This is a genomic window from Microbacterium sp. LRZ72 (assembly GCF_033792225.1).
GTDB lineage: Bacteria > Actinomycetota > Actinomycetes > Actinomycetales > Microbacteriaceae > Microbacterium.
The window spans coordinates 26,866-41,777 of the sequence record NZ_JANGEX010000002.1 but is presented as its reverse complement, the minus strand read 5'-3'; the positions used below and the strand labels follow the sequence as shown (position 1 = coordinate 41,777).

Annotated in this window: 13 protein-coding genes; 12 read left to right on the top strand and 1 reads right to left on the bottom strand. The window is 72.6% G+C overall.

The window, feature by feature from the left end:
• Positions 1-233 precede the first annotated feature (233 nt).
• From argC to M4I32_RS02630, 12 genes are all read left to right on the top strand, one after another.
• On the top strand, positions 234-1,295 hold the full coding sequence (argC, locus tag M4I32_RS02685; RefSeq protein ID WP_319032949.1) for an N-acetyl-gamma-glutamyl-phosphate reductase: 1,062 nt from the start codon (positions 234-236) through the stop codon (positions 1,293-1,295).
• Between the two features lie 121 nt (positions 1,296-1,416).
• Positions 1,417-2,577, top strand: coding sequence for a bifunctional glutamate N-acetyltransferase/amino-acid acetyltransferase ArgJ (argJ, locus tag M4I32_RS02680; RefSeq protein ID WP_319032948.1), 1,161 nt, complete (start codon positions 1,417-1,419; stop codon positions 2,575-2,577).
• Entirely contained in the window at positions 2,574-3,473 is a 900-nt protein-coding gene (gene argB, locus M4I32_RS02675; protein ID WP_319032947.1) for an acetylglutamate kinase, read from the top strand. The genes argJ and argB overlap by 4 nt, the downstream gene beginning before the upstream one ends.
• Positions 3,470-4,702 carry an acetylornithine transaminase gene (locus M4I32_RS02670; protein WP_319032946.1) on the top strand — a complete coding sequence of 411 codons (1,233 nt, stop codon included), beginning with the start codon at positions 3,470-3,472 and terminating at the stop codon, positions 4,700-4,702. The genes argB and M4I32_RS02670 overlap by 4 nt, the downstream gene beginning before the upstream one ends.
• On the top strand, positions 4,699-5,622 hold the full coding sequence (gene argF, locus M4I32_RS02665; RefSeq protein ID WP_319032945.1) for an ornithine carbamoyltransferase: 924 nt from the start codon (positions 4,699-4,701) through the stop codon (positions 5,620-5,622). The genes M4I32_RS02670 and argF overlap by 4 nt, the downstream gene beginning before the upstream one ends.
• Entirely contained in the window at positions 5,601-6,770 is a 1,170-nt protein-coding gene (locus tag M4I32_RS02660; protein WP_319032944.1) for a heparan-alpha-glucosaminide N-acetyltransferase domain-containing protein, read from the top strand. Before argF ends, M4I32_RS02660 begins: the two co-directional genes overlap by 22 nt.
• A gap of 9 nt (positions 6,771-6,779) precedes the next feature.
• Positions 6,780-8,210, top strand: a complete 1,431-nt coding sequence (gene argH, locus M4I32_RS02655) for an argininosuccinate lyase (RefSeq protein ID WP_319032943.1) — start codon at positions 6,780-6,782, stop codon at positions 8,208-8,210.
• Between the two features lie 53 nt (positions 8,211-8,263).
• Entirely contained in the window at positions 8,264-8,911 is a 648-nt protein-coding gene (locus M4I32_RS02650) for a SatD family protein (RefSeq protein ID WP_319032942.1), read from the top strand.
• The gene (locus M4I32_RS02645) at positions 8,908-9,777 is read left to right on the top strand and encodes a hypothetical protein (protein ID WP_319032941.1); all 870 of its coding nucleotides are present in this window, start codon (positions 8,908-8,910) and stop codon (positions 9,775-9,777) included. Before M4I32_RS02650 ends, M4I32_RS02645 begins: the two co-directional genes overlap by 4 nt.
• Before the next feature lies 1 nt (position 9,778).
• Entirely contained in the window at positions 9,779-10,969 is a 1,191-nt protein-coding gene (chrA, locus tag M4I32_RS02640; RefSeq protein ID WP_319032940.1) for a chromate efflux transporter, read from the top strand.
• 31 nt (positions 10,970-11,000) lie between these two features.
• Positions 11,001-12,317 (top strand): tyrosine--tRNA ligase, encoded by a 1,317-nt coding sequence (gene tyrS / locus M4I32_RS02635; RefSeq protein WP_319032939.1) that lies wholly within the window; start codon positions 11,001-11,003, stop codon positions 12,315-12,317.
• A 9-nt stretch (positions 12,318-12,326) separates the two neighbouring features.
• A complete protein-coding gene (locus tag M4I32_RS02630; RefSeq protein WP_319032938.1) occupies positions 12,327-13,103 on the top strand; it encodes a DUF4184 family protein in 777 nt (258 codons plus the stop codon).
• Positions 13,104-13,106: 3 nt separating this feature from the next.
• Here the strand turns inward: M4I32_RS02630 and M4I32_RS02625 are convergent, their stop codons facing one another.
• The gene (locus M4I32_RS02625; RefSeq protein ID WP_319032937.1) at positions 13,107-14,426 is read right to left on the bottom strand and encodes a CoA transferase; all 1,320 of its coding nucleotides are present in this window, start codon (positions 14,424-14,426) and stop codon (positions 13,107-13,109) included.
• Between the last annotated feature and the right edge of the window lie 486 nt (positions 14,427-14,912).

Sequence of the window (14,912 nt, the reverse complement as noted above, 5' to 3'; positions counted from 1 at the left end):
CCCGGCATCCGCCCTGCCGTGCCCGGAACCCCGCCCGCCCCGCCGCCGGCATCCGCCCGTGCTGTATCGAGGGTCGGCAATGCGCCGGAGGTCGGAACTGTGCGGCCGTTCGGCTCCGACGCCGGCCGCATCTCCGACTCCCGACCCACCCGACCCACCCGGCACCCGCCGACCGGCCCCGCTCCCGCCCCGCGCGGGGAAACCGGAGCGCCCCAGAGAATAGGGTGGAACCCATGACGTATCGCGTCGCCGTTTCCGGCGCCTCCGGCTATGCCGGGGGCGAGATCCTGCGCCTGCTCGCCGGCCACCCCGACGTGGAGATCGCCACCGTGACGGCGCATTCCACCGCCGGGCAGCCGCTCATCGAGCATCAGCCCCACCTGCGCTCCCTCGCGCACCTGACGCTGCAGGAGACGACCCCCGAGATCCTCGCCGGGCACGACGTCGTCTTCCTCGCGCTGCCGCACGGACAGTCCGGGCAGTACACCGAGGCGCTCGCGAGCACCCCGCTCGTCATCGACGCCGGCGCCGACCACCGGCTCGAGTCGGCGGCGGCGTGGGACGCGTTCTACGGCGGCGCCTTCCACGACCCGTGGAGGTACGGCGTGCCCGAGCTGCCGGTCGCGGGCGCGAAGCAGCGCGACCGGCTCGTCGGAGCGACGCGCATCGCCGCACCGGGCTGCAACGCCTCGAGCGTGAGCCTGAGTCTGGCCCCCGGCGTCGCGGCCGGGGTCATCGACGTGTCGGATGTCGTCGCCGTGCTGGCCGTGGGGCCGAGCGGGGCCGGCAAGAGCCTCAAGCCCAACCTGCTGGCCAGCGAGATCCTCGGCTCGGCCAACCCGTATGCCGTCGGCGGCACGCACCGGCACATCCCCGAGATCCGGCAGGCGCTCGCCGGAGCGGCGGGTCGCGAGGACCCGGGCGGCACCGACATCCGCGTGTCGTTCACGCCGGTTCTCGTGCCGATGGCGCGCGGCATCCTCGCCACGACGAGTGCGCCGATCGCGCCGGGCGTGTCGGATGCCGAGATCCGGGCGGCGTGGGAGGGCGCCTACGGCGGCGAGCGGTTCGTGCAGGTGCTGCCGGCCGGCAGCTTCCCCCGCACGGCCGACGTGCTCGGCGCCAACACCGCGCTGATGGGGCTCGCGATCGACCGGGCCGCGAACCGCGTCGTCGTGGTCACCGCCGTCGACAACCTCGTCAAGGGCACCGCGGGTGCGGCGATCCAGTCCATGAACATCGCCCTCGGCATCCCCGAGGGCACCGCCCTCACCATGAACGGAGTCGCCCCGTGACCGCCGCGCCGCTTTCCGGGCACGCCCCGCGGTCGATGTCCCACCTTTTCAGCCTTCCCGGGCTCGGTGGGCTGAAAAGGTGGGACATGCCCGGGCGGGAAACGCGGAACGGAGTCGCCTCATGAGCGTGACCGCACCCCGAGGCTTCGAGGCGGCGGGCGTCGCCGCGGGGCTCAAGTCGACGGGTCAGCCCGACGTCGCGGTCGTCGTCAACCGCGGGCCGAGCAAGGTCGCTGCGGCGGTGTTCACCAGCAACCGGGCCAAGGCCAACCCGATCCTGTGGTCGCAGCAGGCGGTCGCCGATGGCGTCGTCGAGGCGATCGTGCTCAACTCGGGCGGCGCCAACTGCTTCACGGGCTCGTTCGGCTTTCAGACGACGCATCAGACCGCCGAGCGCGCCGCCGAGCTGCTGGGCGTGAGCGCGGGCGACGTGCTCGTCTGCTCGACGGGGCTCATCGGCACCGGCGACGAGGTCTTCCGCGGCAAGGTGCTCGAGGGCACCCGCGATGCCATCGCCGCGCTGGATGCCGCCGGGGGCGACGCCGCGGCGCGGGCGATCATGACCACCGACTCGCGCCCCAAGCACGCCGTCGTGCGCGGCGACGGCTGGACGATCGGCGGCATGGCGAAGGGCGCCGGCATGCTCGCGCCGGGACTGGCCACGATGCTCGTCGTGATCACCACCGACGCGGCGCTCACGGCGGAGGAGGCCGACGCGCACCTGCGCGCCGCCACGCGCGTGAGCTTCGACCGCCTCGATTCCGACGGCTGCATGTCGACGAACGACCAGGTGACGCTGATGGCCAGCGGCGCATCGGACGTCGCTCCCGACCCCGAGGCGTTCCGGTCGGCGCTGACCGCTGTGTGCACCGACCTCGCGACCCAGCTGCAGGGCGACGCCGAGGGGGCCAGCCACGACATCACCATCGAGGTGGTGGATGCCGTCTCCGAAGACGACGCGGTCGCCGTGGGCCGCTCGGTGGCGCGCAACAACCTGTTCAAGGCCGCGATCTTCGGCCGCGACGCCAACTGGGGCCGCGTGCTCGCGGCGATCGGCACGACGGACGCCGCGTTCGACCCGTACGACGTCGACGTGAGCATGAACGGCGTGCGGGTGTGCACGAAGGGCGGCCCCGACCGTCCGCGTGAAGAGGTCGATCTGGAACCGCGCGCCACGCACCTGCTCATCGACCTGCGCACGGGCGGCGGCGCCGTCGCGACGATCTGGACCAACGACCTGACGCACGACTACGTGCACGAGAACAGCGCCTACTCCTCATGACCGACATCCAGGACACCAGCCCCGAGGAGGCCGCGGCCAAGGCGGCCGTGCTCATCGAGTCGCTGCCATGGCTGCGGCGCTTCCGCGACCAGATCATCGTGATCAAGTACGGCGGCAACGCGATGGTGTCGGAGCAGCTGCAGCAGAGCTTCGCCGAAGACATCGCCTATCTGCGCTTCGTCGGCGTCAAGCCCGTCGTCGTGCACGGCGGCGGACCGCAGATCTCCACCATGCTCGACCGGCTGTCCATCCCGAGCGAGTTCAAGGGCGGGTACCGCGTCACCTCGACCGAGGCGATCGGCGTCGTGCGCATGGTGCTCACGGGCCAGATCAACCCGCAGCTCGTCGGCCGCATCAACGCGCACGGGCCGATCGCGAGCGGCCTGAGCGGCGAGGATGCGGGACTGTTCGGGGGGCGCCGCCGCGGCGTGATGATCGACGGCGAAGAGCACGACCTCGGCAACGTCGGCGACGTGGTGCACGTCGACCCGACCGCCGTCCACGACCATCTGGCCGCCGGCCGCATCCCGGTCGTCTCGTCGATCGCCCCCGACCTCGACCGGCCGGGGCAGAGCCTGAACGTCAACGCGGACGCCGCGGCATCCGCCCTCGCGACCGCCCTCGGAGCGGCGAAGCTGATCGTGCTCACCGACGTGCCGGGGCTGTATGCCGACTGGCCGAACCGCGACTCGCTCGTCTCGCATCTGACGGCGACGCAGCTGCGCGAGATGCTGCCGAGCCTGGAATCGGGCATGATCCCCAAGATGCAGGCGTGTCTGGATGCGGTCGAGGGCGGTGTCGAGACGGCGGCCATCATCGACGGCCGGGTGCCGCACTCGGTGCTTGTCGAGGTGTTCACGCACAAGGGAATCGGAACGGAAGTGGGAGCCGGATGAGCTGGCAGCAAGATGCGGGACGAGACCTGGTGCGCAGCTTCGGCGATCGCATGGCGATGTTCGTGCGCGGCGAGGGCGCGTACCTGTGGGATGACACCGGGCGGCGTCACCTGGACTTTCTCGCGGGCATCGCGGTCAACTCCCTCGGCCACGCGCATCCCGTGTTCGTCGAGGCGATCTCTCGCCAGGCTGCGACCCTCGCCCACGTGTCGAACTACTTCGCCACCCCGCCGCAGCTCGAACTCGCCGCCACCCTCAAGCGGCTGGCGGGCACCGGCGAGCGAGGGCGGGTGTACTACGGCAACTCGGGCGCCGAAGCCAACGAGGCGGCGTTCAAGCTCGCGCGGCTGCACGGTCGTGAGAGCGGCCGGCGGCGCGTGCTCACGCTCGACAACTCCTTCCACGGACGCACGATGGGAACCCTCGCCCTGACGGGAAAGCCCGCCATGCAGGAGCCGTTCTCGCCGATGGTGCCGGGCGTCGGTCACATCCCCGCGACGATCGAGGCGCTCGATGCGGCCCTCGACGACACCGTCGCGGCGCTCATGGTCGAGCCGATCCAGGGTGAGGCGGGTGTCGTCGAGCTGCCCGAGGGCTACCTGCGGGCCGCCCGCGAGCTCACCGCGGAGCGCGGTGCGCTGCTGATCGTCGACGAGATCCAGACGGGGGCGGGCCGCACGGGCGCCTGGTTCGGATTCGAGCACGCCGGCATCACGCCCGACGCGATCACCCTCGCCAAGGGCATGGGCGGCGGATTCCCGATCGGGGCGCTGGTGACCTACGGCGACGCGAGCGAGTTGTTCTTCCCCGGATCGCACGGCTCGACGTTCGGCGGCAATGCGCTCGGCACGGCCGTCGCGGGGGCCGTGCTCGGCGAGATCGAGCGCGCGGGGCTGGTCGACAACGCCACCGTGCGCGGGCAGCAGATCCGCGACGCCGTCGCCGCGATCGGCTCGCCGCTCGTGACCGGATGCCGCGGCCAGGGCCTGCTCATCGGCATCGCTCTCACGCATCCCGTCGCGGCGGCGGTGACGGCCGCGGCCCAGGAGCGCGGCCTGATCGTCAACGCCGCGAACGCGAGCACCGTGCGCGTCGCGCCGCCGCTGACGATCGGCGATGCCGAGATCGACGAGTTCGCCGAGCTGTTCGCCGCGTCGCTCGCCGCGGTGGCGGAGAGCTACCCCGTCAACGACGCGGCATCCGCCGCCGGATCGAAGGTGACCGCATGACCCGCCACTTCCTGCGCGATGACGACCTCACGCCCGCCGAGCAGGCCGAGGTGCTCGATCTTGCCGTCGAGGTCAAGAGAGACCGCTGGGCGCGCAAGCCCCTGGCGGGACCCCAGACCGTCGCGGTGGTCTTCGACAAGTCCTCCACACGCACCCGCGTGTCGTTCGCGGTCGGCATCGCCGATCTGGGCGGCACCCCGCTGGTGATCACCACGGCGAGCAGCCAGCTCGGCGGCAAGGAGACGCCCGCCGACACGGCGCGCGTGCTCGAGCGCCAGGTCGCGGCGATCGTGTGGCGCACCTATGCCCAGTCGGGGCTCGAGCAGATGGCCGAGGGCACCCGGGTCCCCGTCGTCAACGCACTCTCGGACGACTTCCACCCCTGCCAGCTGCTCGCCGACCTGCTCACCATCCGCGAGCACAAGGGCGAGGTGGCGGGCCTCACCCTCGCCTTCTTCGGCGACGGCACGTCGAACATGGGCCACTCCTACGTGCTCGGCGGCGTGACGGCGGGCATGCACGTGCGCGTCGCCTCGCCGGAGGCGTACGCCCCGCGGGCGGATGTCGTGGCCGACGCCGACCGCATCGCCGAGACCACCGGGGGCTCGGTGACGCTGTACACCGACCCGATCGAGGCGGCGGCGGGCGCCGACGTCATCGTCACCGACACCTGGGTGTCGATGGGCAAGGAGGAGGAGAAGCTCGCGCGGCTGCGCGACCTCGGCGCGTACAAGGTGACGCAGCAGACGATGTCGCTCGCGAAGCCCGACGCGATCTTCATCCACTGCCTGCCCGCCGACCGCGGCTACGAGGTCGACGCCGACGTGATCGACGGGCCGCAGTCCGTGGTCTGGGACGAGGCGGAGAACCGCCTGCACGCGCAGAAGGCCCTCCTGGTGTGGCTGCTCGAGAAGAGCTGACCGACCGGCTCGCCCGCAGGTGGCGACGCCTGAACGGCCCGTCGCGCCACGCGGGCATCGACCTCGCGCGCGGGCTCGCCGTGGTCGGGATGCTGGCCGCGCACCTGCTGACCACCACGGACCTGGTCTGGAGCGATCCGGCCACCTGGTCGGGGGTGGTCGACGGGCGCTCCTCGATCCTCTTCGCCACGCTCGCGGGCATCTCGATCGGTCTGGTGACGGGCGGCCGCACGCCGGTGCGCGGGCCGGCCCTCGCGCGGGCGGCGACCACGCTGGCGCTGCGGGCCCTGATCATCTGGGTTCTCGGCGTGCTGCTGATGGCGACGGGGGTGCCGGTCTACGTCATCCTGCCCGCCTACGCCATCCTGTTCCTGCTCGTGCTGCCGCTGCTGACGCTCGGCCCCGCGGTGCTGTTCGGCATCGCCGCGCTCATCGGCGTGATCGGGCCCGTGGTGTATGCGCTCATCATGATGCTTCCGATCTGGGACGTCCCCGGCGTCGAGGACGTCAGCCTGCTGCTCGGCTGGCACTACCCGTTCGTGGTCTGGGCGGCGTTCGTCGTCGCCGGGCTCGCCCTCGGCCGTCTCGAGCTGCGCAGCGCGAGCGTGCAGGCCGCGATGCTGCTCATCGGCGGGGGTCTCGCCCTGCTCTCGTACGGGCTCGCGCCGGCGGAGGGCGGGCGGATGCCGGGGCTGCCGGCATCCGCGTCGCTGCTCGAGACGGTGTGGAGCGCCGATCCGCACTCGAGCGGGATGCTGGAGGTCTTCGGCTCGGGCGGCTTCGCGATCGCGGTGACCGGCGCGTGCCTGCTGCTGTGTCGCCCATGGTGGTCGAGGGCAGCGCGGCCGGGGGCGTGGCTCGGTCCGGTGGGGTGGGCGGCCCTCCCGGTCCGCGCGGTCGGCTCGATGCCGCTGACGGCCTATACCGCGCAGATCGTCGGCTGGGCGATCGCGGCGGCGCTGCTGCTGGGCGACACGAGCGACCTGACCGGCTTCCGCGCGCTGGATCCGTTCGGCGCGTTCGTGTTCTGGACGGCGCTCGGCTGCACGGCGTGGGCCCTCCTGTTCGGGCGGGGGCCCCTCGAGTGGGTCACGGCCCGGCTGTCGGGCCGGGCTTCTCGTCGCAGCGCACCCGAGGCCCGCGGATAGGCTGGGGGAGTGAGCACCGAGAAGTCCGAAGGAACGAACGAGGGCGCCCTCTGGGGTGCTCGTTTCGCGAGCGGCCCCGCCCCCGAGCTGGCGGAGCTGAGCCGCTCGACGCACTTCGACTGGGTGCTCGCCCCCTACGACATCGCGGGCTCGCGTGCCCACGCCGAGGCGCTCGCCGCCGCGGGCTACCTCGAGCCTGCCGAACTGACGGGCATGCACGGGGCGCTCGATGCGCTCGCCGCCGACGTCGCATCGGGCGCGTTCCGCGCGGCGCCGGGCGATGAGGACGTGCACGGCGCGCTGGAGCGCGGACTGATCGAACGGGCCGGACCGGAGCTCGGCGGCCGGCTGCGCGCCGGTCGCAGCCGCAACGACCAGATCGCCACGCTCGTGCGCCTCTACCTGCTCGATCACGCCACGGTCATCGCCCGCGACATCGTGCGGGTCATCGATGCGCTCGTGGCGCAGGCGGAAGCGGCGGGCGAGGCGATCATGCCCGGGCGCACCCACCTGCAGCACGCGCAGCCCATCCTCCTCGCGCACCATCTGCAGGCCCACGCCTGGCCGCTCGTGCGCGACCTGGAGCGCCTGCGCGACTGGCGCGAACGCGCGCGTGTCTCTCCCTACGGCGGCGGTGCGCTCGCCGGCTCGAGCCTCGGACTGGACCCGGCCCTCGTGGCCGAGCGGCTGGGCCTGTCGCGCCCGTCCGAGAACTCGCTCGATGGCACCTCGGCGCGCGACGTGGTGGCGGAGCTGTCGTTCATCCTGGCGATGATCGGGGTCGACGTCTCGCGGCTGGCCGAAGAGATCATCCTGTGGAACACGCGGGAGTTCGGCTTCGTCACGCTCGATGACGCCTACTCCACCGGCTCGAGCATCATGCCGCAGAAGAAGAACCCCGACATCGCCGAGCTGGCGCGGGGCAAGTCGGGACGCCTCATCGGCAACCTCACCGGCCTGCTGTCGACCCTCAAGGCGCTGCCGCTGGCCTACAACCGCGATCTGCAAGAAGACAAAGAGCCGGTCTTCGACTCGGTCGCCACGCTCGAGGTGCTGCTTCCCGCCTTCGCCGGCATGATCGCGACGGTGACGTTCCACACCGACCGCATGGCCGAGCTGGCGCCGCAGGGCTTCTCGCTGGCGACGGATGTCGCGGACTGGCTGGTGCGCCGGCGGGTGCCGTTCCGCGAGGCCCACGAGGTCTCGGGGGCGCTCGTCCGGGCGTGCGAGCAGCGCGGCCTGGAGCTGCACGAGGTCACCGACGAGATGCTCGCCCAGGTGTCGCCCCGGCTGACGCCGGAGGTGCGCGAGGTGCTGACGATCGAGGGATCGGTCGCCAGCCGCACGGGAGAGGGCGGCACGGCGCCGGAGCGGGTGGCGCAGCAGCGCACAGAGCTGATCGCCCGCGCGCAGAACGCCGGTCACGCTCTCGGCCTCTAGGCCTTCGGCCTCGAGGGCTTATATTCCGTAAAGATAAGCCCTAGGCTTATGGCATGGCGATATCAGTCATCGCGGACATCATCGGGTCGCGCGCCCTGCCGGACCGCGGGGCCGCGCAGCGCACCCTCGAAGACGTGATCGCCCGCGTCGACCACGACCTGCCGCTGGCGCGCGAGGCGCTGCGCCCGACCGTCGGTGACGAGCTGCAGGGCGTCTATGCGCGGCTCGACGATGCCCTCGCCGCGCTGCTGCTGCTGCGCCTGGCGCTGCCCGACGGGCTGGAGTGCCGCTTCGGCGTCGGCGTCGGCAGCATCCGCACCGTGCCGTCGGAGGGGGGCGCCATCCCCGACGGGCCCGGCTGGTGGGCGGCCCGCGAGGCGGTCGAGCTCGTGCACGCCAAGCAGCAGCGACAGGCGCCCGCCGCCCGCACCTGGGTGGTCGCCGCCGCCGATGAGGACGCGGCGACCCACGCGCGGGTGCCGCTGGCCAACGCCTACCTGCTGGCGCGGGACCACCTCGTCGGCGCCATGACCGAACGCACCCGTCGTCTGGTCTACGGACGATGCCTCGGGCGCACCCAGCGGGAGCTGGCGGATGCCGAGGGCATCACCCAGTCGGCCGTCTCGCAGGCGCTCGCCGCCGCCGGGGCCGCCGCCATCGTCGAAGGCTACGACGCGATCCTCGCGGAGGTGCCCGCATGATCCTCGCCGGTCTGGTGCTGCTCGCGGTCGGCGCGCTCGATCTGCTCCGCCAGCTGCCGCTGCCCTGGGCGCGCGCCGTCGCGATCAGCACGGCGGGTGTCGCCCTCTGCGTCGTCGGCGGCCTCGCGGATGCGCTGCCGCCCGCGCTCGTCGCAGTCGTGCTCGCGGCGGGGTGGATGTGGCTGATGCCCCGCGGGGCTCCCGCTCGTGCGGGAGTGTGGCCGGCGCTCGCCGTCTTCTTCGTCGCGGGGGTCGCCGTCGCCGCGATCCCCGCGCGCGCCGCAGCCGGCCTGATCGGCGACGTGTGGTCGCTGGCCTCGCCCGTGGGCGAGGTGTCGTTCGATCAGGCCGTCCTCGTGGCGGGCGGCGTGGTCTTTCTGACCGAGTCCGCGAACGTCGTCGTGCGGGCCGCGCTCGGCGCCGATGAGGTCTCGCCCCGACGCATCGCCCCCGCGCGCCGCTCCTCCGCGCAGGGCGTCGGCGACCGTCCGTCCGACGCCCCTCCCGCCGAGGGCCGCGCCGCGGGTGACGCGCCCGACCCGAGCGATGAGGTCTCCGCGCAGGAGGCCTCCGTGCAAGACGAGTCCGACGCGGTGGTGGTGCCGCTGGGACGTCCGCCGGCTCTCAAGGGCGGGCGGCTGATCGGCCCGCTCGAGCGGATCCTGGTGCTCGCGCTCACCCTCGCGGCCGCCTACGCGCTGCTCGCCGCCGCGCTCGCGGCGAAGGGCATCGTGCGCTTTCCCGAGATCAGCCGCGACGACGGCGGCGATCGCGCCGAGTACTTCCTCGTCGGCAGCCTCGTGAGCTGGGTGCTCGCGCTGGGCGTCGCGGTGCTGGTGTGGTGGACCTTCGCGGTCGGGTCCTGACGTGACCCGCACGGGATCACCCGGAGAGGTCTTCCGCGCCTTCCTGCGGCTCGGGCTCACATCGTTCGGCGGCCCGATCGCACATCTGGGGTACTTCCGCGACGAGCTGGTGACCCGACGCCGCTGGCTCGGCGACCGGGAGTACGGCGATCTGGTCGCACTGGCCCAGTTCCTGCCCGGGCCCGCCTCGAGCCAGGTCGGCTTCGCGCTGGGGCTGCTCCGCGCCGGCCCGCTGGGCGCGCTCGCCGCGTGGGCGGCGTTCACGCTGCCGTCCGCGATCCTGCTCGTCGCCTTCGCCTACGGCGCCTCGCTCTTCGACAACACGATCGGCGCCGGGATGCTGGCGGGCCTCAAGATCGTCGCGGTCGCGATCGTCGCGCAGGCGGTCTGGGGCATGGCGCGCACGCTCACCCCCGACGCGCGGCGCGCGTCCATCGCGGTGGGTGCCGCGGTGATCGCCCTCGTCCTGGCGGGCTCGGTCGGCCAGGTCGCGGCGATCGCCGTCGGCGCGGTGGCGGGACTGGCGCTCTGTCGCACCGCGGACCAGCCGGACCGGGTCGACCTGGCATTCCCCGTCTCCAAGCGCGCCGGGGTGGTCGCCCTCGCCGTCTTCGCCGTGCTGCTGATCGGGCTGCCCATCGCCGCGGCGGCCACGGGGATCGCCGCACTCGATGTCGCCGACGCGTTCTACCGCGCCGGGGCGCTCGTGTTCGGGGGCGGCCACGTCGTCCTTCCCCTGCTGGATGCCGAGGTCGTGACAGGCGGGTGGATCACGCCCGAGCAGTTCCTCGCCGGCTACGGCGCGGCGCAGGCGGTGCCCGGGCCGCTGTTCACGTTCGCGGCGTATCTCGGCGCGCTCCTCGCACCGGGCGCCGCGGGGCTGGCGACCGCCGCTATCGCGCTCGTCGCGATCTTCGTCCCCGGCCTTCTCATCCTCATCGGCGTGCTGCCGTTCTGGAACGCGGTGCGCACCCGCCCGGCCGCGCAGGCGCTGATGCGGGGCGCGAACGCGGCGGTCGTCGGCATCCTGGCTGCCGCGCTCTACGACCCCGTGTTCGTCACCGCCGTCGTCGATGCGCCGTCGTTCGCGCTCGCGCTGGTGTGCTTCGTGCTGCTGGTGGCGTGGCGGGTGCCGCCCTGGGTGGTCGTGATCGTGGGGGCGGCCGGCGGCATCCTGCTCACCCTCCTCTGAGCACCGCCGGAGCGCTGATAACCTCGACGTCGTGCCTGCCGACCCCGCCGAACCCGAGCTGCGCGCCCTGGCGCCGGCCAACGACCCCACCTTCGACACCATCTGGGACGAGCTGGTGTGGCGCGGGCTCGTGCACGTGTCGACGGATGCAGATGCCCTCCGCACTCTGCTCGGGGGCGACCCGATCGTGTACTACTGCGGATTCGACCCGACGGCACCGAGCCTGCACCTCGGCAACCTCGTCCAGCTGCTCGTCATGCGTCGTCTGCAGCTGGCCGGCCACCGCCCGCTGGGGCTCGTCGGCGGCTCGACGGGCCTGATCGGCGATCCGCGTCCCTCGTCGGAGCGCACCCTGAACCCGCGCGAGACCGTCGAGGAGTGGGTGGCGCAGCTGCGGGCGCAGATCGAGCGCTTCCTCGATTTCGGCGGCTCCAATCCGGCCCGCATGGTGAACAACCTCGACTGGACGGCGCCACTGTCGGCGATCGACTTCCTCCGCGAGATCGGAAAGCACTACCGCGTCGGGGCGATGCTCAAGAAGGAGGCGGTCGCCGCGCGCCTGGCCTCGGATGCCGGCATCAGCTACACCGAGTTCAGCTACCAGATCCTGCAGGGCATGGACTACCTCGAGCTCTACCGCTCGTACGGGTGCGTGCTGCAGACCGGGGGCAGCGATCAGTGGGGCAACCTCACGAGCGGCACCGACCTGATCCACCGGGTCGAGGGCGCGTCGGTGCACGCCATCGGCACGCCGCTGATCACCAACAGCGACGGCTCCAAGTTCGGCAAGAGCGAGGGCAACGCCATCTGGCTGGATGCCGCGATGTGCAGCCCGTACCGGCTCTACCAGTTCTGGTTGAACACGGGCGACGCCGACGTGATCGACCGGCTCAAGGTGTTCACGTTCCTCTCCCGAGACGAGATCGAGCAGTACGCCCGCCTGGTCGCCGAGGAGCCGTTCCGACGTGCGGCCCAGAAGCGGCTGGCGCACGAGGTCACGGCCCTCGTGCATGGAACGGATGCCGCCGCCGCCGTGATCGCGGCATCCGAGGCACTGTTCGGTCAGGGCGACCTGCGCGCACTCGACGCCGACGTGCTCGCCCAGGCGCTGCGCGAGCTTCCGCACGCCGTCGTGGCCTCCGGCACACCGGTCGTGCACGCCCTCGTCGAGATCGGCCTCGTGGCCAGCGCCTCCGAGGCGCGCCGGGCGATCGCGCAGGGCGGGGTCTCGGTCGACGGGGCGCGCGTGCACGACGACACGGCCGTCGTCACCGGATCGCTGCCCGGCGCGGTGTCGGTGCTGCGGCGGGGCAAGAAGACCCTCGGCGGCGCGTTCACGCAGGCGTAGCGGCGCGCCGTGCCGTTCACGCCGAGTCACGCCGTCGTCGCGCTGCCGTTCGTGCGCACGCCGCTCGTGCCTGCGGCCGTGGCCGTGGGCGCGATGGCGCCCGATCTGCCGCTGTTCGTGCGGGGGACCGGGCTCTCGTACGCGCTCACCCACGACCTGCGGTGGTTGCCGGTGACCGTGGTCGTCGCGCTGGGGCTGCTGGTGCTGTGGCGTGCGGTGCTGCGACCGGCCGCCCGCGAGCTCGCCCCGCGGTGGATGTCGGCCCGCCTGCCCGCGGAGTGGGATGCCGGCGCGCGGCAGGGGGTGCGCGAGACCTTCGCCGGCGGTCGGGGGCGCATCGCCGCGCTCGCCGTGTCGGTGTTGATCGGCGTGGTCTCGCACGTGGTGTGGGATCTGTTCACCCACGAGGGCCGCGCGGGCGTGCGGCTTCTTCCTGCGCTCGCGCTCGAGTGGGGCGGCCAGCCGCTCTACGGCTGGCTGCAGGATGCCTCTTCGCTGCTGGGGCTCGCGATCCTCGCCGTCTTCGGGGCGCTCTGGCTCGGTCGTCGCCGCGAAGGCGACGTCGTGCGGCTGATGCCCGACGCCGTGCGATGGGCGTGGTGGCTGTCGCTGCCGGCCGTGCTCGTGGTCGCGCTCATCGGCGGGTACCTCGCCGCAGGGCCCTTTCACGCCGGCTTCGGGCCCGCGCACCTGGCGTACCTGGTGCTGCCACCGGCGTGCGCACTGTGGGCGGCGTTCAGCATCGTGCTCGCGCTCGCCGTGCAGCTGCGCCGCACGCGAGGCTGACGCTCACCACCACGCGGCATCGTCGTCGCCCCAGGGGCGCGGCGCGTCGAACCGCGTGGGCCCGCCGTCGTACCGGGGAGCGGGGGCGACGGTCGTGAGGGTCCGGCCCGCCACGTCGAAGTGCTGCAGGTGGGACGCGTGATCGGATACCGTCACCGCCGGCGGCGGTTCCGCGCGGCGCGGCATTCCGAGCAGCTCGGCCGCGACCCGACGCAGCGAGGTGCGCACCAGGCGGGTGCCGCCGTGCTCGTCCCGCTCGGCGAGCGCGTCGATGACCGCCGCCGCGAGCAGGTATCCGGCGCTGTGATCCAGAGCCTGCGCAGGCAGGGCCCCCGGCCTGCCGCCGCCCGGGGATTCGATCAGGGCGATCCCGCTGGCGGCCTGCACGATGCTGTCGAAGCCCCGCCGGCTGCGATCACGTTCGTCGAAGCCCCAGGCCGACAGCTGCGCGATCACCAGGCCGGGATGTTCGTCGGCCAGGGTCTGCGGGTCGAGCGCCCATCGCTCCGCGCTCGCCGGGCGGTAGCCGTAGACCACCGCGTCCGCCTCGTGCAGCAGCCCGGCCAGCACGCGCGCGCCGCGACGCGAGGCCAGATCCAGCAACGCCGAACGCTTGCCGTGCCCGGTGTCGAGGTGCTGCCAGCGCGCCTCGAGACGGGAGGGGGAGTCGATGCGCAGCACGTCGGCGCCGGCCAGCGCCAGCGTGCGGGTCGCGACCGGCCCGGCGATCACGCGGGTCAGATCGAGCACCCGCATCCCGGCGAGCGGGGCGGCGCGGGTGGGTGAGAGCACGCGCCGCGGTCGAGTGGCCCCGCGTGCCACCACCTGCACGAGGGGCTCGCGCCGCAGCCGCGCGTCGAGATCGGGCCGTTCGGGGGCCACCGCTACGGCCACGCCGCCGCTCGCGACGATCCGGCCGGCGGCCCCCTCGCTCGAGGTCGACACGAGTGCATGCGCGAGCTCGTCGGCACCGGCCTCAGGGGACAGGGCGAGCGCTCGCCGCAGCGCGGCGGCATGGTGGGGATAGTTCGCGTGGGTGCGCAGCCACCCGTCAGCTGTCGGGAAGAACCCCGACAGCGCCGCCCAGATGTCCGGAGCCGCCCCGTCGATCCGCAGACTGCGCTCACTCGTGTAGGCCAGGGCCACGCGTTGGGGGTCGACCAGGACGGCCGGGCGCTCGCCCGACGCCGAGGCGACCCGTGCCATCGCGGCCGCGGCCGCGGTCACCGACTCCTCGGCCAGTCGCGCCACGGCGGTGCGAGCGGGCAGGAGCGCATCGGCGCGCGGGGGCTCATCCCCGTGGGGCTGGGGTCGACGATCCATGGCGAGATCGTACGACGCACTCGACGCGGGAGGGCGGGCGGTGAGGAGCGCGACGGAGAGCCGTCGCTCGCGTGATTCCGGGCGACACGCCCGGCGCGCAGCCATGATTTGCCCGAACGGAAACCTCCGCGTAACTTATTACTTGTTCGCCCCACAGGGAAGCGGAGAGGCCGAAAGCCTCACCCCCCTCAAGCGGAGAACCACCCCCATCTGAACACCCTCTCTTGAGGGCGATGACCTCTGGGTCTAGGATGGGGTTCCTGCTCGCTCGAGCATCCTCATTTCAGGACGCGCGGATCTGATCCGCTCGAATCGCCGATTTGACAAGCTGAGCGAAACGGATAAGATAGAGAAGTTGCCCTGCGGAGCAGCCGAGAGGCGAAAAGCAGGAGCATCCGATCCTTGAGAACTCAACAGCGTGCACTTGTCAAATGCCAAAAAACCTCGCGGTCAGATTCGTCTGACCGATGAGATTCTTTTGAGATT

Excerpts from the sequence above, each read along its gene's own strand:
- argF (WP_319032945.1), top strand. The coding sequence starts at position 4,699 with ATGACCCGCCACTTCCTGCGCGATGACGACCTCACGCCCGCCGAGCAG.
- argC (WP_319032949.1), top strand. The coding sequence starts at position 234 with ATGACGTATCGCGTCGCCGTTTCCGGCGCCTCCGGCTATGCCGGGGGC.
- M4I32_RS02645 (WP_319032941.1), top strand. The coding sequence starts at position 8,908 with ATGATCCTCGCCGGTCTGGTGCTGCTCGCGGTCGGCGCGCTCGATCTG.
- argJ (WP_319032948.1), top strand. The coding sequence starts at position 1,417 with ATGAGCGTGACCGCACCCCGAGGCTTCGAGGCGGCGGGCGTCGCCGCG.
- M4I32_RS02670 (WP_319032946.1), top strand. The coding sequence starts at position 3,470 with ATGAGCTGGCAGCAAGATGCGGGACGAGACCTGGTGCGCAGCTTCGGC.
- M4I32_RS02625 (WP_319032937.1), bottom strand. The coding sequence starts at position 14,426 with ATGGATCGTCGACCCCAGCCCCACGGGGATGAGCCCCCGCGCGCCGAT.
- argB (WP_319032947.1), top strand. The coding sequence starts at position 2,574 with ATGACCGACATCCAGGACACCAGCCCCGAGGAGGCCGCGGCCAAGGCG.
- M4I32_RS02650 (WP_319032942.1), top strand. The coding sequence starts at position 8,264 with ATGGCGATATCAGTCATCGCGGACATCATCGGGTCGCGCGCCCTGCCG.